This window comes from Nonomuraea sp. NPDC050643, from assembly GCF_040654715.1.
Taxonomy (GTDB): Bacteria; Actinomycetota; Actinomycetes; order Streptosporangiales; family Streptosporangiaceae; genus Nonomuraea.
In genome coordinates this window covers 1-26,770 of the sequence record NZ_JBFAIM010000113.1, presented here as the reverse complement: position 1 = coordinate 26,770, position 26,770 = coordinate 1, and the positions used below count along the sequence as shown (strand labels likewise).

Annotated in this window: 21 protein-coding genes; 13 read left to right on the top strand and 8 right to left on the bottom strand. The window is 72.3% G+C overall.

The window, feature by feature from the left end:
• Nucleotides 1-562, bottom strand: a 562-nt coding sequence (locus AB0I15_RS64180; protein WP_358119849.1) for an alcohol dehydrogenase catalytic domain-containing protein, incomplete at its 3' end; no start/stop codon positions are given.
• A 305-nt stretch (nucleotides 563-867) separates the two neighbouring features.
• Between AB0I15_RS64180 and AB0I15_RS64175 the strand changes: the two genes are divergently transcribed.
• Together AB0I15_RS64175 and AB0I15_RS64170 are read left to right on the top strand one after the other, a co-directional pair.
• A complete protein-coding gene (locus tag AB0I15_RS64175; RefSeq protein ID WP_358119846.1) occupies nucleotides 868-1,950 on the top strand; it encodes an alanine racemase in 1,083 nt (360 codons plus the stop codon).
• A gap of 27 nt (nucleotides 1,951-1,977) precedes the next feature.
• Nucleotides 1,978-2,760, top strand: a complete 783-nt coding sequence (locus tag AB0I15_RS64170) for an SDR family oxidoreductase (RefSeq protein WP_358119843.1) — start codon at nucleotides 1,978-1,980, stop codon at nucleotides 2,758-2,760.
• Here the strand turns inward: AB0I15_RS64170 and AB0I15_RS64165 are convergent.
• Nucleotides 2,753-3,508: an MBL fold metallo-hydrolase gene (locus AB0I15_RS64165; protein WP_358119840.1), complete on the bottom strand. Its 756-nt coding sequence runs from the start codon at nucleotides 3,506-3,508 to the stop codon at nucleotides 2,753-2,755. The genes AB0I15_RS64170 and AB0I15_RS64165 overlap by 8 nt on opposite strands.
• 27 nt (nucleotides 3,509-3,535) lie before the next feature.
• Between AB0I15_RS64165 and AB0I15_RS64160 the strand changes: the two genes are divergently transcribed.
• The 3 genes from AB0I15_RS64160 (at nucleotide 3,536) to AB0I15_RS64150 (ending at nucleotide 5,784) form a co-directional block, all read left to right on the top strand.
• The gene (locus tag AB0I15_RS64160; protein WP_358119838.1) at nucleotides 3,536-4,012 is read left to right on the top strand and encodes a nucleoside 2-deoxyribosyltransferase domain-containing protein; all 477 of its coding nucleotides are present in this window, start codon (nucleotides 3,536-3,538) and stop codon (nucleotides 4,010-4,012) included.
• Nucleotides 4,013-4,353: 341 nt separating this feature from the next.
• The gene (locus tag AB0I15_RS64155; protein ID WP_358119836.1) at nucleotides 4,354-4,980 is read left to right on the top strand and encodes a hypothetical protein; all 627 of its coding nucleotides are present in this window, start codon (nucleotides 4,354-4,356) and stop codon (nucleotides 4,978-4,980) included.
• An 18-nt stretch (nucleotides 4,981-4,998) separates the two neighbouring features.
• Nucleotides 4,999-5,784 (top strand): hypothetical protein, encoded by a 786-nt coding sequence (locus AB0I15_RS64150; protein WP_358119833.1) that lies wholly within the window; start codon nucleotides 4,999-5,001, stop codon nucleotides 5,782-5,784.
• Nucleotides 5,785-5,868: 84 nt separating this feature from the next.
• Here the strand turns inward: AB0I15_RS64150 and AB0I15_RS64145 are convergent, their stop codons facing one another.
• The gene (locus tag AB0I15_RS64145) at nucleotides 5,869-6,843 is read right to left on the bottom strand and encodes an aldo/keto reductase (RefSeq protein WP_358119830.1); all 975 of its coding nucleotides are present in this window, start codon (nucleotides 6,841-6,843) and stop codon (nucleotides 5,869-5,871) included.
• Between the two features lie 123 nt (nucleotides 6,844-6,966).
• Here AB0I15_RS64145 and AB0I15_RS64140 point away from each other — a divergent pair, with 123 nt between their 5' ends.
• From AB0I15_RS64140 to AB0I15_RS64125, 4 genes are all read left to right on the top strand, one after another.
• Nucleotides 6,967-7,545: a TetR/AcrR family transcriptional regulator gene (locus tag AB0I15_RS64140; protein WP_358119828.1), complete on the top strand. Its 579-nt coding sequence runs from the start codon at nucleotides 6,967-6,969 to the stop codon at nucleotides 7,543-7,545.
• Between the two features lie 70 nt (nucleotides 7,546-7,615).
• Entirely contained in the window at nucleotides 7,616-8,806 is a 1,191-nt protein-coding gene (locus tag AB0I15_RS64135; RefSeq protein ID WP_358119825.1) for an MFS transporter, read from the top strand.
• A 123-nt stretch (nucleotides 8,807-8,929) separates the two neighbouring features.
• Nucleotides 8,930-10,768, top strand: a complete 1,839-nt coding sequence (locus tag AB0I15_RS64130; RefSeq protein WP_358119823.1) for a hypothetical protein — start codon at nucleotides 8,930-8,932, stop codon at nucleotides 10,766-10,768.
• A gap of 74 nt (nucleotides 10,769-10,842) precedes the next feature.
• Nucleotides 10,843-11,583, top strand: coding sequence for a phytanoyl-CoA dioxygenase family protein (locus AB0I15_RS64125; protein WP_358119820.1), 741 nt, complete (start codon nucleotides 10,843-10,845; stop codon nucleotides 11,581-11,583).
• Here AB0I15_RS64125 and AB0I15_RS64120 read toward each other — a convergent pair whose 3' ends face one another.
• Nucleotides 11,584-13,572: a carbohydrate binding domain-containing protein gene (locus AB0I15_RS64120; protein ID WP_358119817.1), complete on the bottom strand. Its 1,989-nt coding sequence runs from the start codon at nucleotides 13,570-13,572 to the stop codon at nucleotides 11,584-11,586.
• 192 nt (nucleotides 13,573-13,764) lie between these two features.
• Here AB0I15_RS64120 and AB0I15_RS64115 point away from each other — a divergent pair, with 192 nt between their 5' ends.
• From AB0I15_RS64115 to AB0I15_RS64100, 4 genes are read left to right on the top strand one after another with little or no spacing between them, the layout of a single operon-like run.
• Nucleotides 13,765-15,360, top strand: a complete 1,596-nt coding sequence (locus tag AB0I15_RS64115; protein ID WP_358119814.1) for a S8/S53 family peptidase — start codon at nucleotides 13,765-13,767, stop codon at nucleotides 15,358-15,360.
• Nucleotides 15,360-15,968 carry a sigma-70 family RNA polymerase sigma factor gene (locus tag AB0I15_RS64110; protein WP_358119811.1) on the top strand — a complete coding sequence of 203 codons (609 nt, stop codon included), beginning with the start codon at nucleotides 15,360-15,362 and terminating at the stop codon, nucleotides 15,966-15,968. Before AB0I15_RS64115 ends, AB0I15_RS64110 begins: the two co-directional genes overlap by 1 nt.
• On the top strand, nucleotides 15,968-16,465 hold the full coding sequence (locus AB0I15_RS64105; RefSeq protein WP_358119809.1) for a hypothetical protein: 498 nt from the start codon (nucleotides 15,968-15,970) through the stop codon (nucleotides 16,463-16,465). The genes AB0I15_RS64110 and AB0I15_RS64105 overlap by 1 nt, the downstream gene beginning before the upstream one ends.
• A 55-nt stretch (nucleotides 16,466-16,520) precedes the next feature.
• Entirely contained in the window at nucleotides 16,521-19,265 is a 2,745-nt protein-coding gene (locus tag AB0I15_RS64100; RefSeq protein ID WP_358119807.1) for a CHAT domain-containing protein, read from the top strand.
• Nucleotides 19,266-19,280: 15 nt separating this feature from the next.
• Here the strand turns inward: AB0I15_RS64100 and AB0I15_RS64095 are convergent, their stop codons facing one another.
• From AB0I15_RS64095 to AB0I15_RS64080, 4 genes are all read right to left on the bottom strand, one after another.
• On the bottom strand, nucleotides 19,281-19,757 hold the full coding sequence (locus tag AB0I15_RS64095; RefSeq protein ID WP_358119804.1) for a DUF4396 domain-containing protein: 477 nt from the start codon (nucleotides 19,755-19,757) through the stop codon (nucleotides 19,281-19,283).
• A gap of 90 nt (nucleotides 19,758-19,847) precedes the next feature.
• The gene (locus AB0I15_RS64090) at nucleotides 19,848-21,953 is read right to left on the bottom strand and encodes a DEAD/DEAH box helicase (RefSeq protein WP_358119801.1); all 2,106 of its coding nucleotides are present in this window, start codon (nucleotides 21,951-21,953) and stop codon (nucleotides 19,848-19,850) included.
• Between the two features lie 48 nt (nucleotides 21,954-22,001).
• A complete protein-coding gene (locus AB0I15_RS64085) occupies nucleotides 22,002-24,368 on the bottom strand; it encodes a SpoIIE family protein phosphatase (protein ID WP_358119798.1) in 2,367 nt (788 codons plus the stop codon).
• Nucleotides 24,365-26,770, bottom strand: a 2,406-nt coding sequence (locus AB0I15_RS64080) for a response regulator (RefSeq protein WP_358119796.1), incomplete at its 5' end; no start/stop codon positions are given. The genes AB0I15_RS64085 and AB0I15_RS64080, both read right to left, overlap by 4 nt.

The window sequence follows — 26,770 nt, the reverse complement described above, 5'->3', positions numbered from 1 at the left end:
GGAGCACTTGAGCACCTGGTGGGTCTCGACCCTGAAGGTGTTGACCTGATACTGCTTCGTCGCGGTCTTGCCCGCGCACCACTTCGCCCGCCCCGATGACGCCCACGCGGGCCCCCGACGGGGATCCGGCCAGCGCCCAGGCGTGCACGGCGTTCGCGGCCGGCTCCACGATCCCGGCCGCCGCCCACCCCAGGCCGGCGGGCAGCGGGGTCAGCGCCTGCGCGGGCACGGCCACCCGCTGGGCGAACCCGCCCGGCCGGTGCACGCCGACCATCCGCCGGTGCCGGCACACGTTGCGCAGTCCCCGCTCGCACACGTCGCACGCGCCGCACGACAGGATGGGGTTGACGATCACCTCACGCCCGTCGTCGGTACGCCCGGCGAACTCGTGCCCCATGATCAGCGGCGGCACCCGGAACCCGGGCGTCCTGACGCCGTGCAGCTCGCTGCCGCAGATGCCGGCGACGACCACGTGCACCAGCTCCTCGCCGGGCCCGGCGACCGGCTCGGGCACCTCGCGCAGCTCGACCACGCCCGGACCGGTGAACACCAGCGCCTTCATCGCGTTCCCCCGATCCTCGTGGTCCCGGCAACGCCCGGAATCGCGAGAACCGCCGCGAGCGGTGTGGCCGGAGGGACGTCCGGCGCGCGCCGGAGCCCGTCGCGCTCCACGGCTCGCACGGTGCCGAGTCTCATGCTCGCTCCATGTTCTGTATGGCGGAATGGCATTCCGAATGAGCCACAGGAGACCAGGGAAGCGGAGAGGCTGTCAAGGGCCCCACCTGCGTTCCATTGAACGGAATGCTGGTGCGCGATGCGGAATCGGTGTTATTTTCGGGAAAACCTTCCAGAGGGAGCGGTCCACGCATGTATGCCGAGCTCGACACCCCGGCGCTCATCATCGACCTCGACGCGGTCCGGTCCAATGTCACCGAGATGGCCAAGACGGCCGCCAGGCACGGCGTCGGGCTGCGGCCGCACATCAAGACGCACAAGATGCCGGAGCTGGCGCGGATGCAGGTGGAGGCGGGCGCGCGCGGTGTCACCTGCGCGAAGCTGGGGGAGGCCGAGGTGATGGCGGACGCCGGGATCGGCGACATCCTGCTGGCCTTCCCGATCTGGGGAGAGCCGAAGTTGCGCCGGCTGGCCGCGCTGCGCGAGCGGGCCCGGGTGCGGGTCAGCCTGGATTCCCCGGACGTGGCCGCCGGGCTGGGCCGGTTGGGCGGGCCGCCGGTGGAGGTGCTGGTGGAGGTGGACACCGGTCAGCACCGGCTGGGCCGGCCGCCGGGGCGGCCCACGGCCGATCTGGTGGCCGAGATCGCCGCCGTGCCGGGGGTGACGGTGGTGGGGCTGCTGACGCTGGCCGGCCACGCCTACCGCTCGCGCGACGCGGCGGAGCTGGCCGCGACCGCCCGCCGGGAAGGGGAGGACCTGGTGGAGACGGCCGCGTTGTGCGCCCGCGAGGGCATCGCGCTGCGGGAGATCAGCGTGGGCTGCACGCCCACCGCCCGGTACGCGGCCGGGGTGGCGGGGGTGACCGAGATCCGGCCGGGCACCTACATCTTCAACGACACCACGATGATGCGGCTGGGCGTGGCCACCGAGCGGACGGCGGCGGCCCGGGTGCTGAGCACGGTGATCGCCCGGCCCACGCCGGACCGGGTGGTGTTCGACGCGGGCACCAAGTGCCTGGCCGCAGACGGCACCGGCAGCCCCGGCTGGATCCGGGCGGCCGGGCTGCCCCACCTGCACCTCGACTTTCTCAACGAGGAGCACGCGGTCGCCCGGCTGGAACCCGGGCACGAGGACGAGTTGCCGGTCGGGGCTCGGGCGCAGCTCATCCCGAGCCACGCCTGTGCCGCGGTGAACCTGTTCGACGTGGCCCATGGGGTCGAGGGCGGCCGGGTGGCCACCGAACTGCGCGTCGCGGCTCGCGGCGCGGTGCGCTGAAAAGCTGGAAAGGGGAGAACCGAAGACATGCGGGGACTTGCGGGCAAGCGAGTGCTGATCAGCGGCGGCAGTAGCGGGATCGGAGCGGCGACCGCGCGCCGGTTCCTGGAGGAGGGGGCCCGGGTGGTGCTCGGCGGGCTCGACCCGGGCGAGGTGGCGGACACGGTGGCCGAGCTGTCCGGGTTGTCCGAGCTGTCCGGGCTGGGCGCGGTGAGCGGGCTGGCCGGCGACGTCAGCGTGACGGATGACGCCGTCCGGCTGGTGGACGGTGCGGCGGAGGCGCTGGGCGGCCTGGACGTGCTGATCAACAATGCCGGGACGGCCTGGCGGGAGCCGTTCCTGGAGATCACCCCCGAACACTGGGACCGGATCATGGCGGTGAACCTGCGCGGCATGTTCCTGGTCGCCCAGGCGGCGGCCCGGCGCCTGGTGGCGCAGGGGAGCGGCGGGGTGATCGTGAACATGTCCTCCACCAACGGGCTGGGCGGGGAGGCCGACTACGCGCACTACAACGCCTCCAAGGGCGGCGTGCTGCTGCTGACCAAGACCATGGCGGTCGAGCTGGGCCGGCACCGCATCCGGGTCAACGCGTTGTGCCCCGGCTACATCCAGACGCCGCTGAACGCCTCGATCTCGGCCGGGCTGGACGGCGACTTCGTCTCGGCCTACGAACGCGACCACATCCCGCTCGGCCGGGCCGGGCGGGCCGAGGAGGTCGCCGCCGGATACGCGTTCCTGGCCTCCGACGACGCCGCCTTCATCCACGGCACCGAACTCGTCATCGACGGCGGCCAGCTCGCCATCATGTGACGGCGGGTTCCCAGCGCTCGCCCGTGGGCAGGTCCACCACCCGCAGACCGGGCCCCGCCAGGCGTACCGCGTCCGCCGCGGTGCCGCTCGTACGGAACAGCCTCGAGAACGGGTCGTGCCCATGGGCGTCGTGCACGGGCACCAGCACCCCGGCCCCGACCGCGACCGCCCCCGCGACCGCCCGCGCCGGATCCATCACCAGCCGTGGCCCGAACCGCGGCCGCAGCCCGTTGACCGGCAGCAGCGCCAGATCCACCGCCTCGTGCTCGGCCCGGTACCGCCGCAAAGGCTCGACCTCGCCAGCCTCCCCGCCGAAGAACACCCGGCCGCCGGCCGAGCCGAACACGTAGGCGTTGTTGGGCCACCCCAGCGTCCGCCCGGAGGGCACCACCCGCATCGACAGGCCGGGCGCGACCTCCCGCGTCTCGCCCCACCGAACCCGCTCGGCCCGCCGGAACCCCAGCGCCCCGGCCCGGCGGGCCATGGCCCGGGTGGGGACGTACAACGGCGTGCCGGACCTGCCGGGGAAGGCCCGCAGCGCGCGCAGGTCCCAGTGGTTGGTGGCCAGGTTGGTGACGACGATGGCGGTCAGCGGCGGCAAGGCGGCGATCCGCAGCCCGAGAGGCTCGCCCCGGCGCAACCACCACCGCTCGGTGAACCAGGGATCGGTGAGCACGGCGTGGCCGTCCATCTCGAGCAGCACGCAGGAGTTGACGATTCGGGTGACGGCGATCGATGGTCTGATCATGCGGTCACGATGGGGCTTAATGTGCACATGAAGTCAAGCGGGTACTTCGAGGCTCCGGACTACTACGAGCCCGGCCCCGGAGATCCGCCGGCCGTCTTCCTGGCCGGAGGGATCACCGGGGTCGAGGACTGGCAGCGGCGGGCGGCCATGGTGCTCGGGCAGGGCGGTGCGATCGTGCTGAACCCGCGCCGCCGCCGATTCCCCATGGACGATCCGCGGCAGGCGGCGGCCCAGATCACCTGGGAACACCACCACCTGCACCTGCCCGGGGTGCTGACCATGTTCTGGTTCCCGCCGGGCGACAGCATGCAGCCGATCGCGCTGCTGGAGCTGGGAGCCGCGCTCGACAACCCCGCGCGGCGGATCGTGGTCGGGGCGGATCCGGGCTACCCGCGGGTGGAGGACGTGCGCTGGCAGGCGCGGCTGGCCCGGTTCGGCGAAGTCGTGCACGCGACGCTCGACGACACCCTGACCGCCGCAGCCCGGCACCTCGCCGCCGGGTGAGACCACGCGGCCGGCCCACCGTCGATGGCCCCGCACCGGCTGGTCGCGCGGGGCCCACGGACGGTGTCCTGCGGCGGTCACTCCCTCAAGCCGGAGCCTGATCCTTGGTCCCGCCTGACTAAACCTGCGATCATTTTGGCGTTTCGCCAACTGTTCGAGCAGGTCACAAGTCTTGATCAGATTGACATAGATCATTACGCGATGATCAAATCGGCCGTGTCCGAACCGGCCTTCGGTGATCACTCCCCATCCGCGTAACAGGAGTTCTGGGCGACCATGCCCTGATTTCGGCGTGCCCGCCTTCGGAGAGTGATCTCCCTCGATCTCAGGTTGGAGAGTACATGCGCTCAACCCCCCTCCGAATCGCCGCCGTGCTGATCTGCGTGGTCGCCGCGCTGGCCCCCGTGTCGGCCTCCGCCGTCGCGCCCGACTACGACGGCATCTATCCGACCGACAGATACCACCCGTGGTGCACCTCCCAAGAGGTGTGCCTCACCGACAACAGCAACCTCTCCTACTACGCCGACTCCGCGGACTGGGGAAAGCTCGAGGATCTCGACAAGCTGTACCTCGGCGAAATGTTGTACGACCAGTTCGATCCCACCAACCTCGCGGTCTCCTACGACAACAGCCCGATCTTCTCCGGCGGCGGTGAGACCGACATCATCTACCAGGAGGACAGCGAGGGCATCGACGGCGCCATCGGCATGGCGTGGTGCAACGACCGGGTCGACGGCAACGGCTATCGCTGCGACCAGACCTACGTGCGCATCAAGGGTCACGGCTACTACCAGATACCGGGAGTCACCTGCCACGAGACCGGCCATGTGGTGGGGCTCCTGCACGGCTACAACACCGCTCCCGAGCTCTATCACCAGGACACCCGCCTGGGCTGCCTGGTGACGGGCGTGATCCCGCCGGGCTCACTCGGGAGCAACAACCGGCAGTTCATCAACGCCGTCTACTAGGCCGCTGGGGGAGCATCCATGAACCGCACTTCCAAGATCTCACTTTCGGTGCTGGCGGGTGCGCTGGCCCTGGCCGGCGGCATCCTCGTCCCGAGCGCGATGGCCGGTGAAGCACCGCCCGCCGCCGCCCCGCGGGCCGGCACGGGCACGGGCACTCCCATCGTCCTGGGCCATGGCTTGGAGATCGTCGAAAGCGCCACCGCCGCCCACTGGGTGTCGGGCGCCCAGCACGTCGTCGTCTACACCGTGAGCGAGGAGACCGAGCGGCCGCCGACGCAGATCGAAGTGGAGCGGCAGGAAGGTCTCACCTACCGGACCGTGCACGCCCGCATCGACAGGGTCCTCTGGTCCAAGGACGGCGCGCGCACGCCCCCGGCGGGGACCTGGAACTTCACGACGTACGGCTCCGCCTTCAACAACAACGACGGTGCCGGCACGGCCAAGTTCGGCCTCGAGGGCCGGCCCCGTGTCGAGGCCGGGCACACCTATATCGCGGCCATCCGCTGGCACGACGATCCCTGTTCCGCGGACGACGGCAAGGGCCGCTGGGGCAGCCTCGGTTCCGGGGCGATCCTGCCGTTCGACGCCCAGGTCATCGGCCAGGGCGAATACGAGGGCCAGGTCCGTACCGCCGAGCAGAACAAGGCGCTCATGGCCGAGGAGAGCGCCGACGGCGCGCTCGCCGAGAAACTGGCCGGCCAGAACATCGATGCCCTGCTGAACGAGCTCAGGCAGGCCGAACCCATCCAGGGATCCGGCCCGGGCGTCACGGAGACGTGCGACACCGAGGACAACGCCCACTGACCCGGTTTCCGGCAGCCGGTCCCTAGGCGAACCGGCCGGCCCGCGAAGGCGAACGCGTCGTCTTCGCGGGCCGGCCGTGCGGGGCTATGCCTCGATGCCGGCTTCCTTGGCGGCCCGTTCGATGGCCGCCAGTTCGTCGTCGGTGAAGTCCAGGCGGTCCACGGCGGCCACGTTCGCCTCGAGCTGCTCGGGGCTCGACGCCCCCACCAGCACCGACGTGATCCGGGGATCACGCAGCGCCCAGGCCAGCGCGAGCTGGGCCACCGACTGGCCGCGCGAGTCGGCCAGCTCCGACAGGGAGCGGACGAACGCCAGGACCTCCGGTGTCACCCGGTCCGGCGTCAGGAAGCGACCCTCCGCCGCGCGTGAGTCCGCCGGGATGCCGTTGAGGTAGCGGTCCGTCAGCAGGCCCTGCGCCAGCGGCGAGTAGACCACGCAGCCGACGCCCTCCTGCTCCAGCACCCCCAGCAGCGACTTCTCGATGCGGCGGTTCAGCAGCGAGTAGGAAGGCTGGTGCACCAGGAGCGGGGTACCGAGGGAGCGCAGGAGGCGGGCGGCCTCCGCGGTGCGCTCCGGGGAGAAGTTGGAGACGCCGACATAGAGCGTGCGGCCCGTGCGGACCATGTGGTCGAGCGTGGCGGCCTGCTCCTCCAGCGGCGTGTCCTCGTCGTCGCGGTGCAGGTAGAAGATGTCCACGTTGTCGAGGCCGAGCCGGGTCAGCGACCGGTCGAGGGTGGCCAGCAGGTGCTTGCGCGAGTTGCCCTTGCCGTACGGGCCGTCCCACATGGGGTTGCTGCCCTTGGTGGTGACCACGGCCTCGTCGCGTAGCGACCGCGGGAAGATGCGCCCGAAGGCGGCCTCCGCGGCGCCGAACGGCGGGCCGTACCGGTCGGCGATGTCGAAGTGGGTGATGCCGAGGTCGAGCGCCTTGTGCAGGATCGCGCGCTGGGTGTCGAGTGATTTGGCCTCGCCGAAGTTGTGCCACAGGCCGAGCGACACGGCGGGGAGGAGGAGACCGCTGCGGCCACAACGTCGGTACGGCTGGCGTTCGTAGTCCAAGGATGACCTTCCCGAAAGTGAAACGTTTTACGGGCCCCAGTTAAGCACTTTCTCCCCGTCTGGGATCGACCGTCCCTGAGCAGATTCTTTACTGTGCTGTACAAAATCCGGTAGTCTCCCCGCATGGGCAGGCCACGGGAGTTCAGTGAGCAGGCGGTCGTCGACGCCGCGATGGAGGTCTTCTGGGAGAAGGGTTACGAAGCCACCACCACCGAGGACCTCTGTGCCCGCACCGGCCTCGGCAGGGGCAGCCTCTACAACGCCTTCGGCAGCAAACACCGCCTGTACGAGGAGAGCCTCCGCCGCTACGCCGAGACCAAGGCCGGGGCCCAGCTCGAACAACTGGCCGAGCCCGGCTCCGTGCGAGACCGGCTGCGCGACCTCATGCTGGGCGTCATCGAGGCCGACATGGCCGACCCCGGCCGCCGCGGCTGCCTGGCCCTCAACGCCGCGAGCGAGACCGCCGGGCGCACCGGCGCCGTGGCGGGGCTGGTGCGCGGCCAGTTCACCGACCTGGAGCAGGCGCTCTGCCAGTTGGTACGCCTCGGCCAGGCCACCGGCGAGCTGTCGTCCGATCGGCCGCCGCTGCGGGTGGCGCGGGCCTTCCAGAGCGCCTACTACGGGCTGCGCGTGCTGGCCAAGGTCACCGACGACCGCGACGCGCTGCTCGACGTGGTCGAAGGGGCGATGGCGGCCCTCTGAACCGAGCCGGGGCGATCGGGCCCCGGCTTTTTCGTCCCCCAGTTTTGTACAGCTCAGTCAAGAAGGATTGATGATCATGAAATCGGCCGCCCCGGCCACCGTGCCGTCGCTGATGGTGTGCGTGTTCGGCATCACGACCGGCGAGTTCGTCATCGCCGGCATCCTGCCCGACGTCGCCCACGACCTGGCCGTGTCGATCCCGGCCGCCGGGCTGCTGGTGACGGCGTACGCCATCGGGATGATCGTCGGCGGCCCCGTGCTGACGGCGCTCACCGCCCGCTTCCCGCGCAAGCCGCTCATCATGGCCCTGCTCGGGATCACGATCGCGGGCAACCTCGCCTCCGCGTTCGCGCCGTCGTACCCTGTGCTCTTCGGGGCGCGGGTCGTCACCGCCCTGGTGACCTCCACGTTCTTCGCCAACGCGATCGTCATCGCCGTCTCCACGGCCGCGCCGGGCAGGCAGGCGTCCACGGTCTCCAGGCTCGTCTTCGGCATGAACCTGGCGATGATCCTCGGCGCGCCGATCGGCACGTTCATCGGTGCCGGCCACGGCTGGCGGGCCACGTTCCTGGCCGTCACCGCCTGCTGCGCGGCCGGGTTCCTGCTGGTGGTGTGGCTGGTGCCGGACGTCCGCGAGGCCACGCCGGCCACCTCGGCCGTGGCCGAGCTGCGCGTGTTCCGCCGCGGCGACGTGCGGTTGGCCATCGCGGTCACCGCCGTGGCGAACGCGGGCCTGCTCATGGTGTTCACCTTCTTCGCGCCGCTGGTCACCGAGGTCACCGGATTCGCCGCGGGCACGGTGGCGATCCTGCTGCTGGTGTACGGCGTCGGCGCCGCCGCGGGCAACTTCGCGGGCGGCCGCCTGTCCGACCGTTCCCCGGTACGCGCCCAGCTCGGGCTGCTGGCCGCGCTCGCGGCGGGACTCGTGGTCATGTGGGCGGTCAGCGGCCACCCGGCGGCCACCGCCGTCATGGTGTTCCTGATCGGCGCCTTGGGCTTCTCGGTCATCCCCGGCATGCAGGCCAGGGTCCTGGCCACGGCCGCCGAGGCCCCGACCCTGGCCATGGCCGTGAACGCCTCCGCCTACCAGCTCGCCGCGGCCGTCGCCTCCTGGCTGGGCGGGCGCGTCATCTCCGCCGGTTTCGGGCTGAGCGCGATCTACCTCGCCGGCGCGGCGGTCACCGTCGCCGGGCTCGGCCTGAGCGCCTACGCCTGGCTGCGCGGCCCCGCCCCGTCCGAGCCCGTCCGGCAGGAGGCGTGACCCCCGGAGCGCCGGCCCTTCTGTACGCTTCGAAGTGCCGCGAGGCGTCACAAGAACGATCCAAGTGACGTCCAAGCCGACTTGAGGATCATGGTCCCCTTCACCCGGACAGAAAGGGACCCCATGACAAGGACAGCGCTGCTCCTGGGCACCATGGTGCTCGGCGGGCTGCTGGCCGCACCGCCCGCGTTCGCCGCGCCCGCCGTCGAGGTGGCCGTGGCCCAGGTCGAGGCCACCCCTTCCCGGCAGGCCGGGAACTGCCCCACCACGGTCGGCTTCTCCGCCCTGGTGACGGCCCAGGGCAAGGGCACGGTCCGATACCGCTGGATACGCGGCGACGGCAGCAGGAGCGCCGTCAAGAGCCTGCGCGTCAACGGCACCCGCAGGGCCGTCGTGGCCGACCGCCAGACCTTCGACCGCCCCACGTCCGGCTGGCAGGCGGTCGAGGTCCTCGGCAAGGAGGGCCTGTCGGCCAGGGCGCGCTTCGACGTCACCTGCCCGGCCGCTCCCCAGACCGGCCCGCTGCCCGCCCGCCCCGGCGGTCCGCTGACCGCGGCGGCGAGCGTCGTGGTCAGCCCGCCCGCGCACAGCGGACCGTGCCCCGCGACGCTGACCTTCACCGGCACCGTCCAGGTGTCCCGCACCCCGGCCAAGGTCGACTACCGGTGGATCGACGGCGCGACGGGGGAGGGGCGGCTGGAGTCGCTCGCCTTCCCGGCGGGCGGGCCGCGCGTCCGTCAGGTGGTGCTCCCGCTGAGCGTGGGCGACCCGGCCGCAGGCTGGAAGGCCATCCGGCTGCTCACGCCGGGGCAGGACTCGGGGCGGGCGGCGTACGAGGTGACCTGCAAGGCCAACCGGGCCTCCCGGCCCCCGATCTCCTCGCCGACCCCGTCGCCCACCCTGTCGCCGCGCCCCGGCACCCCGAGGCCGATCCCCACCACCCCGACCCCGGCACCGACCACTCCGATCCCGACCACCCCCGCGCCGACGAGCCCGCCGCCGGTGCAGCGGCCGGAGCCGCGGATCGTCGGCGTCACCCCCGGCGACTACGAAGGCGACTGCCTGGAGCCCATCGCATACCAGGCCGCCGGCCGCGTCTCCCTGCCCGCCGGCCCGGCGGCGAAGGTCACGTACCAGTGGATCCTGGACGGCGCCGCCTGGCAGCGGCAGGTGCTCGACTTCCCCGCCGCCGACCAGCCGCGCGCCCAGGACGTCTCGGCCGCCTGGACCCTCGGCTGGGGCGGCGACGGCACCCACACGCTCGGCCTCATGACCGACGGCGGCCCCGCGGAGCCGGTGACCCGGCAGTTCACCTTCGCCTGCACCGACCGGCCCGGCGACGCCCGGCTGAGGTTCCAGCACCTGCTGACGCCCGTCTTCCACGGCGAGTGCGACGGCTCGATCGGCCTGCGCGGTGACGGCCTGGTGACGACCGACCGCGAGGCCGAGGTGAAATACCGCCTCATCGTGGACGGCGTACCCGGCCCCATCCGGAGCGAGGTGCTCAAGCCCGGCGTCAAGCACGCGATCGGCGACTTCTGGTACAGCTCGCTCAGGACCAGCGGCAGCGGCGTGGTCCGGCTGGAGGTCCTGAACCACAACAGGCCCTTCGTGCAGGAGACCTACTCCCTGACGTGCGAGCCGCCGAACCCGGCACCGGGCCCCGTGGAGCTGACCGAGCTGTGGGGCGTCGCCTACCACGGCACCTGCGTGGACCCCCCGTACGTCACCGCGCACGGCACGTTCAAGGCGGCCCCCGGCACCGCGATCACCTACCGCTGGGTGACGGACGGCAGGCCGGCCGCGCCCCACACGCTCAAGGTCGGGGAGAGCGGCATCCTCGAGGTGCAGGCCGCGTACTGGGAGCGGCCCGAGCGCGAGGACGGCACGGTCGCCTTGGAGGTGCTCGATCACGACAAGCCCGGTAAGCGGCTGGTCTATCCCGTGACCTGTCGGTCCTGAGGGCCCGCCGCCGGCCTTGGGACGATCAGGAGCGGGCACACCAGCAAGGGACGGCACGGGCTCGGGAGGGTGACATGGCGGACGCGGCGATGGCGCGGTTCTACCGGGAGCACGGATACCTGCTGGTCAAGGGGATGATCGGGGAGGAGGAGGCGCGGGCGTACCGCGAGGAGTGCCACGCGCTGCTGTCGCGGTTACGCCCGGCCGATCCGACCTGGGCGAGCGCCAGGCGGATCGCCGGCGGCCACACCGAGCTGCGGCACTGCCACGACGCGCAGTTCTACTCGGCCGCGTTCGCCAGGCTCATCGTCGACCCGCGTTTCACCGAGGTGGCGGCGGCCCTGCTGGGCTCGGAGAACGTCCAGCTCCACCACACCAAGATCTTCGTCAAGCCGGCGGAGAAGGGCTCGCCGTTCCCCCTGCACCAGGACGCCGCCCACTTCCCGCACACCCGGCACACGGTCGGCGCGGCCATTTTCCACTTCGACGACGCGCCCGAGGCGAAGGGCTGCGTACGCGTCGTGCCCGGCAGCCACCACCAGGGGCCGCTGCCGCACATCGAGGAGGGCGGCTGGCACCTGCCGCCGTCGCGCTGGCCGCTGGAGGAGGCCGTGCCGGTCGAGGCGCGGGCCGGCGACGTGCTGTTCCTCAGCTACCTGACCGTGCACGGGTCCGGGGTGAACCGGTCGGAGGAGGCGCGCACCACATTGCTCGTGCAATTCCGCGACCCCGAGGACCGGGCCGCCGGCGACGTGCACCGGTCCAGAGGGCAGGGCATGATGCTGCGCGGCGTCGACCCGGCGCCGGAGGGTTGATCACTTCCAGGTGGCGTCGATCGCCCCGGCCGAGGAGCCGGTCGTGTGGGTGCGGTTGGCGCCGCTCTCCCACGTGACGCCGCCGGAGCCGCTCTTCTTGATGAACTTGTACTCGAAGGCGGTGCCGGCCGGCAGCGTGACCGTCGCGCTCCACACCGGGTACGCCGCGGCCGACAGCGGGATGGCCTCGGCGGTGTTCCAGCTCTTCAGCGCGCCGATCGAGCCGACCAGGTGGACGTTCGTGCCCGGGGCGGTGGTGGCCGTGACGTTGAAGGTCACCGCCACCTGGGACGGCCCGCCCGCGCAGGGGTCGGCGGCGCCGCCCGTCACGACCCCGTCCGCGACGGTGCTCACGCCGGTGCCGAGCGCGTAGTTCCGGCCGTCGTTGTTGTCCCACGTGCCGGAGCCGTTGTTGAACGTCACCGCGAACGAGGTGGCCGAGCCGAGACTCACCGTCCTGCCGAACCAGCCGGCGCACGCGCTCTCCATGGCCACGCCCGGCACGGTGGTCCAGGTGCCGCCCACGCCGTAGTGGAGGTGGGGCGCGGTCCACGATGTGCGGTAGTAGACGGTGGCCTCGTTGCCGCCCGGCGCGGGCGTGCCGGTGATCGCGACCGAGCCCTTGGCGGGGACGGTCACGGTGGCCTGGCCGCCGGAGTTCACGGTGACCGTGCCGCCGCCGGTCAGGTTGGCGTACGTGCCGGCGGGCAGGCCGGTCGTGAACGTGCCCGCGTACGGGCCGCCACTGTTGTTGATCGCGATCCAGCCCTTGGCGCCCCGGCTGAAGGCGATCACGTTGGCGGCGGGGGAGCTCCAGTTGCCGACCGCGGTGCCCTTGACCGCGTTGTGGAAGCCGACCATGCCGGTGATCGCCGGGTCCCGGTGGACGCACTCCCAGCCGCCGCCGCACACGGCGTCGCGTACGAACCCGTTCGAGTGCGGCGGGCCGGCCTCCCTGTCGCTCCAGGTGAAGCCGTCGTACACCTGCGGTGTGCCGTAGTTCCAGGCGAGCTGGAAGACGGTGGCCAGCCGGTAGGTGGCCCCGTCCTTGTAGCTGAGCGCGCTGGTGCCGCGCTCGGTGTCGTGGTTGGCGACGAAGGTGACCGACCTGCCGCCGGGCTGCATGCCGGCCCAGGACTCGCCGAACGTCCGCAGGTCCGCGATGTCGCCGTAGAACTTCTCCCGCAGGTGGCGGCCGTACTGGAACTCCAGCACGTCGCCGATCCCGGTGTACCGGCCCGGCTGCACGGCCTCGTTCGAGCCGTAGATCACCTCCTGGTAGATGTACGGCGACCCGGTCAGCCGGCCGTAGATGTCGCCCAGGTCGGCCGGGCTGGTGTGCTTGGCCGCGTCCACGCGGAAGCCGTCCACGCCCAGGCCGATGAGCTTGTTGAGGTAGCCGGCGATGGTGGCGCGGACGTACTCCTCCTCGGTCTCCAGGTCGGACAGGCCCACCAGCTCGCAGTTCTGGACGTTGCGCGCGCTGCCGGTGTAGTCGCCGTCGTGGATGAGGTTGTCGGAGTTGCCGCAGTCCTCGGCGTAGTAGTGGAAGTCGTTCGCCGAGTACACGCCGGGGTAGGCGTACTTGGTGAAGGTCCTGCCGCCGTAGCTGGTGCTGCCCTGGCCGGTCATGTGGTTGATGACCGCGTCCGCGTAGACCCTGATCCCGGCGGCGTGGCAGGCTCCGACCATGGCCGCGAACTGGCTCTCGGTGCCGAACTTGCTGGTCAGGGTGTAGTTGGCGGGCTGGTAGATGTCCCACCAGACCGCGCCGGACCGGGTGAGGGAGTCCTGGGGCGGGGAGACCTGCACGCCGCCGTAGCCGGCCGGGCCGAGGTGGTCGGTGCACTCCCTGGCCACGGAGTTCCAGTTCCAGCTCCAGAGGTTGGCGATCACGTCCTTGTCGCCGGGCGGCGCGGCGTGGGCCGGGCCGGTGAGGAGTGTTGCCGCGATGCCACCGATGGCCAACAGCGCTCTGTACCGTTTCATGGCGCACCCTCTTGGTGTGGGCGAGGCGTTGCCCGGAAATTACCCAGACGCGTAGATCTTTGCAAGTATTTTCTGCAAGTTTCAGAAAGATCTGCAACAGCAAGGATCGTGATGGTTCCGTTATCGCGCCGTTCGTATCGCCGCCCGTGATCCGCTCTCGTACGGCTCAGAGGGCAGAACGGAGACGGTGCAATGACCATCGATTACATCCCCGATCCACCCAAACCACGCGAAAGCGAGAGATTCGGCCCACCCTGGCAAGGAGTCACTCTTCCCCGCGAGATCCTCGACCGCCACGGCGCCAAGATCCTCGACCCGTGGGCCGTCGGCCTCGACCCCGGCGAGACCCGGCCCGACAGCACGGTCTACCGCGCCGACGTGCTCCTGATCCCCGGCCAGGCCCTCAGATCCGACGAGGCGGTGGCCTGGATCGACGCGACGCTGTCCGGCATCGGGCTGAAGCTGTCCCCCGAGAGCGTCGAACGCGCCCGCGACCGGGACTACGGCCACGACACCGTCTGGATGCCCGCCGTGCTCGACATCGACGAGGGGAGCCACGACGTCAGAGCCGACGCCTGGCCCGCGCTCCGGGCCCTGCGCAGAGCGCTCGACGGCCGGGCCGGGGAGCTGGCCTTCGGGGGCGCCATCGCCGACATCTCCCTCGACCACCTGTTCGTCGGGTCGGCCACCAGCGGGATCGGCTCGCTCAACCTCGGCGGCGAGCCCGCCACCAGCGGCCACGCCGTGATCGACGAGCCCGGCGTGAGCGCCCGCCCCGGCTACGGCCGCATCCCCGTCACCGTGGTCGCCGGGCCGCCGCCCCGCCGGTCGATCGAGGAGCTCGGCGGCCCCAGGATCACCGTGGTCACGCTCGACACCGGCGTCGCCGAGCACCCCTGGTTCAAGCCGGTGGACGCCGCCGACGCGTTCCTCACCGTCGACCCGGTCGGCCAGCAGCTCATCGAGGACACCCACCCCGCCTACGCCGGCCGCGACATCGCCCGGCTCGTGGGCCACCAGGACCTCGGCCACCTGCCCAACCCGCTCGTCGGCACGCTCAACTCCCACACCGGCCACGGCCTCATGCTGGCCGGGCTCATCGCCCAGATCGCGCCCGACGCCCGCGTCCTGATGTACAAGGTCATGCACAGCGACGGCGTGGTCCCCGGCGAGGCCGTGCACGCGGCGCTCGACCGCCTGCTGGCGCTCATGGACGCGGGCGAGCCCGTGGACGTGCTCTGCTGCTCCTTCGGCGGCTTCTCCGAGACCGGCGACCCGGCCATGAACGCGCTGTTCAACAAGGTCAACCAGCTCCGCGCGCGCGGGGTCATCGTGGTCAACGCGGCCGGCAACTACGCCACCACCAGGCCGTTCTACCTCGCCGCCCTCTCCGAGACGGCCGTCCCCGGCCCGCCGCTCGCGCCCATGCTCGGCGTCGCCGCCAAGAACCCGGACGGCACGATCGCGATCTTCAGCAACGAGCACCCCGCCGTACGGTGGCGGGCGCCCGGCGCGATGGTCGTCAGCACCTTCCCGCCCCAGTTCCACGGCGCCCAGAACGCCACGCTCAGCACCGGCGAGCGCGCCTCGCTCGACGGCGACGCCATGGGCCCGTTCTGCGGCTGGAGCGGTACGTCCTTCGCCGCGCCGATCGTCGCCGGGGTCATCGCCGCCGAGCTGACCAAGACCATCTGCCAGGTCGCCGTCGACCCCGTCGAACGAGCCCGGACGGTCATCGACACGATGATCAACGACAAGACGGCGCGCCCGGAAGTCGTGCCCATCTGATGGCGGGCGACCCGGCGCTCGAACGCGCGCCCACCGCCCGCACCCAGCGCCGCGAACGGCTGGCCGGCCTGCTCCTCGAAGCGCGGCAGGGCAGGCCCGGCGCGCTGGACGCGATCGTGGCCGAGCTCACCCCCGTGCTCTGGCACACCGCCAGGAACCAGGGGCTGAGCAGCCAGGCGGCCGAGGACGTGATCCAGACGACCTGGCTGATCCTGCTCCGGCGCCTGGACACCATCTCCGCGCCCGGCGCGCTGATCGAATGGCTCGTCACCACGGCCCGCCGCGAGGCGTGGCGGGTCAGCGCCGCCTCCCGCAAGGACGACCTGCCGGGCGACGACGCGTTCGAGGACCTGCCCGAGGACGGCGCGCTCACCCCCGACGAGCTCCTCGTGGACGACGAGCGCCGCCGCGCCCTCTGGCACGCGGTCGAGAGCCTGCCCAAGCGGTGCGCGGAACTGCTCAGGATCATCGCCTTCGTGCCCCGCCCGCACTACGACGCGGTGGCCGCCGCACTGGACATGCCGATGGGCAGCATCGGGCCCACCCGCGGCCGGTGCTTCGCCAAGCTGCGTCTCGTGCTGGCGAAGGACCCCGATTGGAGTTCCTGATGAACACGGCAGAGGATGGCCACTCTCCCCATTTCACTCCCGAGGATCACCTCCTCGCCGCGGAGATCGCCGACGTCTACCGCATCGTCGATCCCGTACCGGCGACGCTGGTCGAGCGCCTGCAGTTCGCGCTGGCCCTGGAGTCCCAGGAGTTCGAGATCCTGCGCATGCAGGAGGACGCGGTGCTGCCCGCGGGGGTCCGCGGCGGCGAGGACAGCCGTACGATCACCTTCGACAGCGAGGTCCTCACCATCATGATCAGCGTGAGCGCGCGCGACGAGCACGCCGTGCGCGTGGACGGCTGGCTGGCCCCGCCCGGCGAGCATCTGGTGGAGCTGCGCACCGGTGACGGGGCGCGCACCGTCAGAGCCGACGACCAGGGCCGGTTCGTGCTCGACGTGGTGCCACGGGGTCTGTCGCAACTCGTGGTGCGGCAGGGACTCGATGATCCCGCGCGGGCGGCGATACTGGCCGTGACGCCCTCACTCATCCTCTGACCACCGCGAGGCGGGATTGCATGACAGTGGGCGTGTATTGACGCTCCGCGAGCAGGTGGAGCGCCTGCACAGGCTCAGCGTCGAGGCGACCGACAACGGCCGCCCGGCCCTGGCCGCCCGCAGACTGCGCCACGCGCTGCGCCTCCTCGGCCGGCCTCACACCGTGAGCCGTGACGGGGGTCGTGACGTGAGCCGTGACGGGGGTCATGCCGGGAGCTACGAGGCGAACTACGACGGGGCTCATGACGACCTGCTCGCCCGTCTGCTGATCAGCCTCGCCCACGCCGAGGCCGAACAGGGCGACACCGGGCTGGGCATGGAGCTGCTCGACGAGGCGCAGCGCCGCGCGCCCCAGGCCGAGCTGGCGATCGTGCACGCCCAGCGGGGCCTGCTGCACCTGCGCCTGGGCTCCAGCGCCCAGGCGCTGCACGAGCTGGACATCGCCGCCCCCATGCTCGTCAACGGTGACCGCGTCGAACTGGCCAGGGTGCTGCTCAACCGCTCGGTCATCCACCTCATGACCGGCCGCGTCCGCCTGGCCAGGGACGACGCCCGCAGAAGCGCGCAGATCGCCCAGACCCACGGCCACGAGGTGCTGGCGGCCAAGGCCCTGCACAACGACGGCTACTGCGACCTGCTCCTCGGCGACGTGCCGGCGGCGCTGAGTGTGTTCGCGCGGGTGGAGTCGCTCTACCAGGACGTCAACCCCGGCTTCCTGCCCGTGCTCGCGCTCGACCGCGCCAGGGCGCTGCTCGCCGTGGGCCTCGCCGACGAGGCCGGCCGTACGCTCGACCGGGCCATCGACGGGTTCCGCAGGCAGCGGCTCATGCAGGACTACGCCGAGGCGGAGCTGGCCCGCGCGCAGTGCGCCCTCGACGCGGGCCGCCACGACGAGGCGCGCGAGCGGGCCAGGCGGGCGGAGACCACGTTCAGGCGCAGGGGCAGCACCGCGTGGGCGCTCCGGGCGGTGCTCATGCGCCTGCGCTGCGAACTCGCCCAAGCATCGGCCCCCGGCCTGACATCCGGCCGCTCCTCCGATCTGGCGCTCGACAGGACACCCGGCGGGACGCTCGGTGTGGCGCCCGATATGGCGTCCACTGCGGCGCGCGCTGTGATGTCCGGCGGTGCGCGCGGTGTGGCGCCCGGTGTGGTGGCCAGGCGTGCCGCCGACCTGGCGGGTCGTTTCGCCGAGCTCGGGATGCGTGACGACGGCGACATGGCCAGGCTGGTCTCGATCAGGGCCCTGACGGCGGCGGGCCGCCTGAAGGAGGCCACGGCCGCCGGGGGAGGGCCGGAAGGCGCGCCCGCCACGTCCAGAGGCACGCCGCTGGACGTGCGGCTGATGCGGCGGCTGGCCGAGGCCGAGCTGGCGGGCGCGCACGGGGAGCGCGGCCTGGCCCTGCGTAAAGTACGCGCCGGCCTGGCCCTCATCCACTCCCACCGGGGCCGCCTGGGCAGCCTCGACCTGCTCACCGGCGTGGCCGCGCTGGGCGCCGACCTGGCCGCGCACGGGCTCGGCACCGCGCTGGCCGGCGGCTCCCCACGGCACGTGTTCGCCTGGTCGGAGCGGTGCCGGGCGCAGGCGTTCCGGTTCCGGCCGCCGCAGGCCACCGAGGACCCGCGGACCGCCGAGGCCCTGGCCGAGCTGCGCCAGCTCGCCCAGCGGATGCACGCCGACGAGGCCGCCGGGCGGCGGTCGGGCACCGACGAGGCCGCCCGCCGGCGCCGGGCCGCCCTGCGCAGGCGGTGCCTGGAGCTGGAGCAGGTGATCAGGGAACGCGGCTGGCAGCTCCCCGGCGCCGGCCCACGCCTGGCCCCGGTGCCGGCGGCGGCCGTCGAGGAGGCGCTGGCCGAGGACGACTACGCGATGGTCAGCCTGCTCAACGTGGGCGGCGGCCTGCTGGCGCTGGTGCTCGCGGGCGGGCGGTGCCACCTGCACCGGCTGAGCGCGTACGAACCGGTGGCGGAGGCGGCGCGGCGGCTGGCGGGCGACCTCAACGCGCAGGCCGGACGCAACCTGCGCCCGGCGATGAGGGCGGTGATCGAGGCGTCCGTCCAGCGGCAGCTCGGCGTCATCACCGGCGCCCTGCTCGCCCCGCTGAGCCAGGCGCTGTCCGCGGCGCGCGGGATCGTGCTCATCCCCACCATGGGCCTGTCCGCCGTCCCCTGGGGCCTGCTGCCCGAGCTGCGCGGCCGGCCGCTGGTGGTGGCGCCGTCCGCGCTGGTGTGGCTGGCGGCCAGGCGCGCGGGGGAGCCGTACCCGTCGCACGACCGGCCTCCGGTGCTGGTCGCCGGGCCCGATCTGGAGCACGCCGAGCGGGAGGTCGAGCAGCTCGGCGCCGTCCACCCGAAGGCCCGGCAGCTCACGGCCGAGCTGGCCACCGTCACGGCCACGCTCGAGGCGCTGGACGGCGCGCCCCTGGCCCACTTCGCCGCGCACGGGCACCACGAGCGCGAGAACGTGCTCTTCTCCCGCCTCGACCTGGCCGACGGCCCTCTCATGGCCTACGACCTGCAGCGGCTCGGCAAGGCGCCCGAGCACGTCGTGCTGTCGGCGTGCGACGTGGGCCAGGCGGTGGTCAGGGCGGGCGACGAACTGCTGGGCTTCACCGCGGCCCTGCTCTACCTCGGTACGTCCACCGTGATCTCCAGCCTCACCCGGGTGCCCGACCAGGTGGCCGAGCAGGTCATGCTGGCCTATCACCGGAGCGTGGCCGACGGCGCGAGCCCCGCCGACGCCCTCGCGGCGGCCTCGGCGGGCGAACCGGCGTCGACGTTCGTGTGCTTCGGCGCCGGCTGAGCCGCGCCCACGGTCTCACTGCCCGTGGTGGTACTGGTGAACGACCGCGTGCCCCTTCCCCCGGGAGATCAGCCACTTGTTCACCGGCGTGGTCAGCACGAACGCCACCAGCAGCGACCCGGCCAGCGCCCCCCAGAACAGCCCGCTCGACAGCCCCGCCTCCATGGCGCCGGGGACGGTGAGCATCACCGCGTTGTCCAGCACCTCCATCACCGCGATCGACACCGTGTCGGCCGCCAGCGCCACCTTCAGCGCCGCGCGGAAACCCACCCCGGCCCGCAGCACGCCGCGCATGGTGAGCGCGTAGCCGAACACGAACGCCAGCGCGATCGCCAGCACCACGGTCGCGGCGTTGGACAGCCCGGCCGCGGTGCCGATCACCATGCCCAGCACCTCGCCGATGGCGCAGCCGGTCAGGCAGTGCGCGGTCGCCTGCGCCGCCATGCCCCACGTGGCCCGCGCCGGGCCGGAGTGGTGTTCGTGGTCGTCCATCGGCCGCCTCCTCGTTCCTTCATACCTCTTAGGGGTATACAGGAAAGCTAGCCGCTCGGAGGCCGTGCTGTCTACTATGGACCATAGTGGTCAGTCGGACAGCAGGCGGCGCTGCTCCTCCTCCACCACCTGGCGCGCCAGCGCCGCCTCGGAGATGTCCACCGCGTCGGCCGCGGACTCGGCCAGGTCGCTGCGCCGGGCGTAGGCGTCGAACAGCTTCGACTTGTGCCGCAGGATGTCGAGCATGCGCTGGTCCACCGAGTCGACGGTGAGCAGGCGGTGCACCTGCACCTTGCGTACCTGGCCCATCCGGTGCGCCCGCGCCACGGCCTGCGTCTCCATGCTCGGCTTGACCTGCGGCTCGCACAGGATCACCACCGACGCCGCCTGCAGGTTGAGCCCCACCCCGCCGGCCTGCACCTGGCCGAGCAGCACGGCGTGCCCCGTGGCGGCCGTGAACGCGTCCACCACCCGCTGCCGCCCCTCCGCGCTCACGTCGCCCGACAGCGGCCCGTGCGCCCGCCCGCCCAGCGCCGCCTCCACGGTGGCGAGCACCGCCCGGAAGTACGAGAACACCACCACCTTCAGCCCGTTGGCCTCGGCGTCCTCGACCAGCTCCAGCAGCCGCTTCAACTTGGCCGAGGTGGCCGGCTCGGCGTACGCCGCGCGGCGCATGGCCATGAAGTTGCCCTTGGCCACGGCCTCCCGGTACGCCTCGAAGTCGGCCCCGCTGAACGCCACCCACTCGTCGGCCTCCACCCGGTCGGGCAGCTCCGTCAGCACGTCCTGCTGGTTGCGCCGCAGGTAGACGGGCGCCACCGCCTTCCTGAACGCGCGCGCCCCCGCCACCACGTCGCTGCCCCGCAGGGCCACGGCCAGATCGGGCCGCAGGTACGAGACCAGCGCCCGGAACTCCTCCACCCGGTTCTCCATGGGAGTGCCGGTCAGGAACAGCACCCGCCGCGTCCGCCCGCACCAGGCGGCCACGGCCTTCGACCGCTTGGTCTCCGGATTCTTGACGTAATGGGCCTCGTCCACGACGAGCAGCCCCACCTCCACGGGGTTCGTGAGGCGGTGCAGGCTGTCCAGCGTCGCCACCGCGACCCCGCCCTCGCGCACCCACTCCTCCTGCGCCGCGGTCCGGTCGGGCCCGTGCAGCGGGACCGGCCGCAGCGTGCTGCGCGACTCGATCTCCCGCACCCAGTTGATCAGCACGCTCGTGGGACAGGCGACCAGGAAGTGCGTCTCCCCTTCGGCACGCAGGTGCGCCAGCGCGGCGATGGCCTCGATCGACTTGCCCAGCCCCATCTCGTCACCGAGGATCACCCGCTCCTGCGCGAGCGCGAACCGCGCCCCGAACGCCTGGTAGCCGCGCAGGGACACCCGCCGATGCGTGTCGTCCAGCGGCTGCGCCGCGACCTTGGCCGCGAGGTCGTCGGGCAGGTCGCCGGGCAGGCCCGTGCCGACCGGCTCGCCCGCCAGCTCGGCCAGCAGCCCGAAGTACTCCGGCGAGCGGGACTCGAAGTCCGCCCACGCCTCGAAGTCGCGCGCCGGCGGGCGCAGCAGGTCGGCGGTCACCTGGGCGAGCAGCAGCCGCGTGCGCCGGACGCCGTCCAGCAGGCCGCCGAGCTCCGCGACCGCCTCCCGCGCCTGACGCCGGCGCTCGGGCAGCGTGAACATCATCCGCAGCCGGCTGCGGGCCGGCCGCGCCCGGGCCAGCAGCGGCTCCAGCCGCCCGGCCAGGTCGCGGGCGGCGTCGAGGGCCCGCGGTAGCTCGGGGCCCACGGCCACCAGGCGCTGCAGGGCGATCACGAGCTCCGTGGTGAGCCGGTCGCGCCGCTCGACGTCGATGCGGATGCTCGCGGCCTCGGCGGCGGCCTGCTCGATCTGCCGGGCCGCCGCGTGGATCTGCCCCGCCGTCCGCGCGCCGATGCCCGGCAGGAGCTGCAGCCGGTACGGGGTGGACTCCAGCACCTCCAGGACCGTGGCGTAGCCGGCCTTCTCCAGCGTGCCGAGGCGCAGCCGCCCGTCCGTCACGTCCTTCAGCCGGGAGACCGGGATGGCCCCGAGCCCCTTCCTGGCCTCATGGACGCGCAGCGCGTCGAGCGCCCGCCGGGCCTGCCGGTCCACGGAGGCGTGCTCGTCGAGCAGGGCGCGTGCGTCGGCGAGCAGCCGGTCCGCGTCACGGAGTTCCACCGGACCAAGGATGCCGTAGGCGCGCGGTGCGTGCGCAAGGGGCGGAATTCAGCTCAGGTGCACCCCGATGAGGCAGGTGTCGTCGTCGGTGTCGGAGTTGCAGTGCGTGAGCAGGTCGTCGAGGCGGTGGTCGAGCGTGGCCGCCGTGCGCTTGGCGATGGCCAGCAGCCGGTCCTGGGCGTGGCGCAGGTTGTGGTCACGCCGCTCGATCAGCCCGTCGGTGTAGAGCAGCAGCGTGTCCTCGACCTGGAGCTGAAGCTCCCCCTCCTCGTAGTGCGCGTCGGTGAACGCCCCCAGCAGCGGCCCCTTCACCATGGGCAGCTCTGAGCCGCCCCCTGCGCGCAGCAGGATGGGTGGCAGGTGCCCGGCTCTGGCCCAGCGCAGAACGCGCGTGGGCGGGTCGTACAGGCCGCAGACGGCCGTCGCCGTCATGCGGTCGGCGAGGTGGTGGGCGACCAGGTTGAGCCACGCCATGAGCTGGGCCGGCCCCGCGCCCGTCGTGGCCAGGCCGCGCAGCGCGTTGCGCAGGATGACCATGCCGGTGGCGGCCTCCACGCCGTGCCCGGCCACGTCGCCGACCGACAGCAGCACGCGGTTGGAGGGGAGGGCGACGGCGTCGTACCAGTCGCCGCCGACCAGGTGTTCCTTCTGCGCGGGCCGGTAGCGTACGGCGATGCGCAGGCCGAGGGAGTCGATCCGGCCGTGCGAGGGCGGCATGATCGCCTGCTGCAGTTGCAGGGCCAGGCGGTTGCGCTCGGCGGACTGCTGCTCGGTGTGGGCGAGCTGGTCGCGCGTGACCGACAGCGCGACCTCCGTCCAGTGCTGCGAGGAGATGTCCTGGTACGCACCCCGTACCGCCATCAGCCGCCCGTCCGGCCCGAAGACCGGTTCGGCCACCACGCGCATGTGCCGGGCCACCCCGTCGGGCCGCTCCAGCCGGAACGCCGTGGCGGCCAGGCGGCGGTGGTGCAGCACCGTGCGCAGGAAACGGCCGATCGCGATCTCGTCGTCGGGATGGGCGTGGTCGCGCAGCCGCTCCAGCGGGATCGGCCGGTCGCCGGGCGTCATGCCGTACAGGGAGTAGAGCTGGGCGTTCCAGGTGATCTGGCCGGTGATCGGGTTCTCCTCGAACCCGCCGATGCGGCCCAGCCGCTGGGCGTGCTCGAGCAGGCCGGCCAGCCGCGCGTCCTGGTCGTGGTCGCGCCACACGAGCAGCACGACGTCACCGTGCCGGGTGGCGCTGACGTCGGCCACGCCCGTCGTGCTCAGCCCCAGCGGCATCCGCTCGGCGCGGAACGGCTCGCCCGTGGCGTGCACGTGCTCGATCCGCGCGAACAGCCCGCCCGCCGCCCGCGGGTACGCTTCCAGCAGCAACCCCTCGGCCACCAGCGGGTACGCCTCCAGCAGCAGCCCGTCGCCGCGCGTCAGCCGCTCGTTGACGTGCCGGATCCGGAAGTCGGCCACGTCGCCGTACGCGTCGGGCTCCGCCCGCAGCACCAGGGCCGGGTCGGGCAGCGCGTCGGCCAGGTCCACGATCTCCGACACGGTGGGCGCGGCGGTCGTCAGCGGCGCGAACGGCGCGTCCAGCGTGTGCGCGCACAGCTCGGCCAGCGCCTCGATCTGCCGCTCGATCCTGGGCGGCCGGGGCGGCAGCGTGTGCGGCCAGCCGATCTCCAGCACGCCCGTCACCCGGCCGCGCGCGGTGATGGGGACGGTGACCCGGCCGCCGGCGGCCGTCTGCCGGCCGATGGCGGGCAGGCCCGGGTCGGTGTGCCAGACCATGCGCCGCTCCACCAGCGCGCGCCCGGCCGGCGTGATCACCCCCGGCGGGACGTGCCGCCACCGCCTGGCCTCCTCCTCCCCGAACCCGGCGTACCCGGCCAGGGTCAGCGCGGCGCCGGGCGCGGCGGCCCAGATCGCCACCGCCGTGGCGCCCAGCGGGGTGAGCGCGTGCTCGAGGAGCGAGAGGGCCACGGACTGGATGTCGCCCGCGCCGAGTGCCGCGCTCTCGGCGGCGCGCAGCCGGATCGCGACGTCGGGGTCGTCACGGCCGGCCTCGCCGATGCGGTCGTCGGCGATCTCGCGGACGACGTCGGCGGCCAGTTCGAGCTGGGACACCCCGGCCTTTGCCGCGAGCAGGGCCAGTTGCTCGGCCGCCTGCACGGGGCGGCAGCGCAGCCGCTCGATCAGGACGCCCTTGGCCATCTCGACCAGGGCGCGGTCGTCGGCGTCGCGGCGGGCCCGCTCGACCTCCCGCCGCAGCCGCTCGACGGTCAGCGCCAGCCTGTCCAGACCAGGCTCACCGGCGGCGTCGGCAGCACTGTCCGCAGCACTGTCCGCAGCACTGTCCACGGCACTGTCCACGGGGCCGTTGACCGGGTCGCCGGTCGGGGGGTGCACGTCGCCGGCCTTCACGCCGGGTCCATCCAGTGCTGGATGCGCTCGATGAGATGGTCGGCGTCGACCGGCTTGGTGACGTAGTCGCTGGCCCCCGCGGCCAGGCTCTTCTCCTGATCACCCGGCATGGCCTTGGCCGTGACCGCGATGATCGGCAGGTCGGCGTACTGTGGCATGGCCCTGATCGTCTCCGTGGCCGTGTAGCCGTCCATCTCCGGCATCATCACGTCCATCAGGATCAGGTCGGTCTCGGCGTGGGCGGTGAGCGTGTCGATGCCCTTGCGGCCGTTCTCGGCGTGCAGCACGTTGATGCCGTGGATCTCCAGCATGCTGGTGAGCGCGTAGAGGTTGCGGGCGTCGTCGTCCACCACCAGCACCGTACGCCCCGCCAGGGTGTTGTCGATCTCCCGCGCGTCCGCCGCCGCGACGGTCTCCGTCCTGACCAGGGGCAGCACGTCGCCGGGCTGGTTGGCGGTCAGGTGCAGCGCGATGCGCTCGCGCAGCTCGTCGAGGCTGGACAGCAGCTCCAGCGGCTGGTTGGTCAGGCCCACCTCCTGCTGCGGGTGGGAGCGCCAGTTGTTGTACGCCAGCACCGGCACCCCGTGCAGGCTGGTGTCCTGATCCATCGCCTCCAGCAGCCGGTATGCCGACATATCGGGCATGTCGAGATCCAGCACGATGCAGTGGCACGGCTCCCCGGCCAGCATGCCGGTCGCCTCCTCCGCCCCGGCCGCCGTGACGACCACGATGGACCCGCCGAGGTCGCGCGCGTTCGCCAGGTCGCCCACGACGCTCTCGGAGACCAGCGACAGCAGCCCGTGCCGCCGCTCCTCGATCACCAGCAGCCGCCGCGCGGCCATCGGCGTCCGGTCGGTGACCTGCGCGGGCTCACCGCCCTCCGCCGGCACGACGTCGAACCCGGGCCGCGCCACCGGCAGGTAGAGCGTGAACACGCTGCCCTGCCCCGGCGTGCTCTGCACGGTGATCGCGCCGCCCAGCAGGTAGGCGATCTCGCGGCAGATCGACAGGCCGAGGCCGGTGCCGCCGTATTTGCGGCTGGTGGTGCCGTCGGCCTGCTGGAACGCGCCGAAGATCACCTCTAGCTGCTGCTCGGCGATGCCCACGCCGGTGTCCACGACCCGCAGCGCGATGGCCGGGCCGTGGGAGCGCACGGACGGGGGCAGCTCGCCCGGGGAGGCCGGCTCGATGCGCAGCTCGACGCTGCCGGTCTCGGTGAACTTGACCGCGTTCGACAGCAGGTTGCGCAGCACCTGGCGCAGCCGCGAGTCGTCGGTGAGCAGCTCGGCGGGCACGCCGGGCGCCGTGGTGACCCGGAAGTCGAGGCTCTTCTGGCCGGTCATCGGACGGAACGTGGCCTCGACGTAGTCGAGCAGCCGCCGTAGCTGCACCCATTCGGGGTTGATGTCCATCTTGCCGGCCTCGACCTTCGACAGGTCGAGGATGTCGTTGATGAGCTGCAGCAGGTCGGAGCCCGCCGAGTGGATGATCCCGGCGTACTCGACCTGCTTCGGGGTCAGGTTGCGCGTGTGGTTCTGGGCCAGCAACTGGGCCAGGATGAGCAGCGAGTTGAGCGGGGTGCGCAGCTCGTGGCTCATGTTGGCGAGGAACTCGCTCTTGTAGGTGGAGGCCAGCGAGAGCTGGTGCGCCCGGTCCTCCAGCTCCTGCCGGGCCTGCTCGATCTCCAGGTTCTTGGTCTCGATGTCCTGGTTCTGGCGGGCCAGCAGCGTGGCCTTCTCCTCCAGCTCGGCGTTGGAGCGTTGCAGCTCCTCCTGCTGGCTCTGCAGCTCCTCCGAGCGCGCCTGCAGCTCCACGGCCAGCCGCTGCGACTCCTTGAGCAGCTCGTCGGTACGGACGTTCGCCACGATCGTGTTGAGGTTGACGCCGATCGTCTCCATGAGCTGGTCGAGGAAGGCCCGGTGCACCGGCGTGAACGCCTGCACCGAGGCCAGCTCGATCACGCCGAGCACCTGCTCCTCCACCACGATGGGCAGCACGATCACCGACGAGGGATCGGTCCTGCCGAGCCCGGAGGAGATCGTGATGTAACCGGGGGGCAGGTCGGTCATGGCGATCGTCTTACGGCTGCGCGCCGCCTGCCCGACCAGCGCCTCGCCCAGCCGGAACCGGGAGGGCCGCTCCGGGTCGATCGGGTAGCCGTAGGCGCTGATGAGCTGCAGCTCGCGCTCCTCCACCAGGAAGAACGCGCCGTACTGGGCCGACACCAGCGGCGCCAGCTCACTCATGACCAGCTCGGCCACCGTGGCCAGGTCGCGGTGCCCCTGCATGAGCCCGGACATGCGCGCGAGGTTGGACTTGAGCCAGTCCTGCTGCTCGTTGGCGCTGGTCGTCTCGCGCAGCGACTTCACCATCGAGTTGATGTTGTCCTTCAGGTCGGCCAG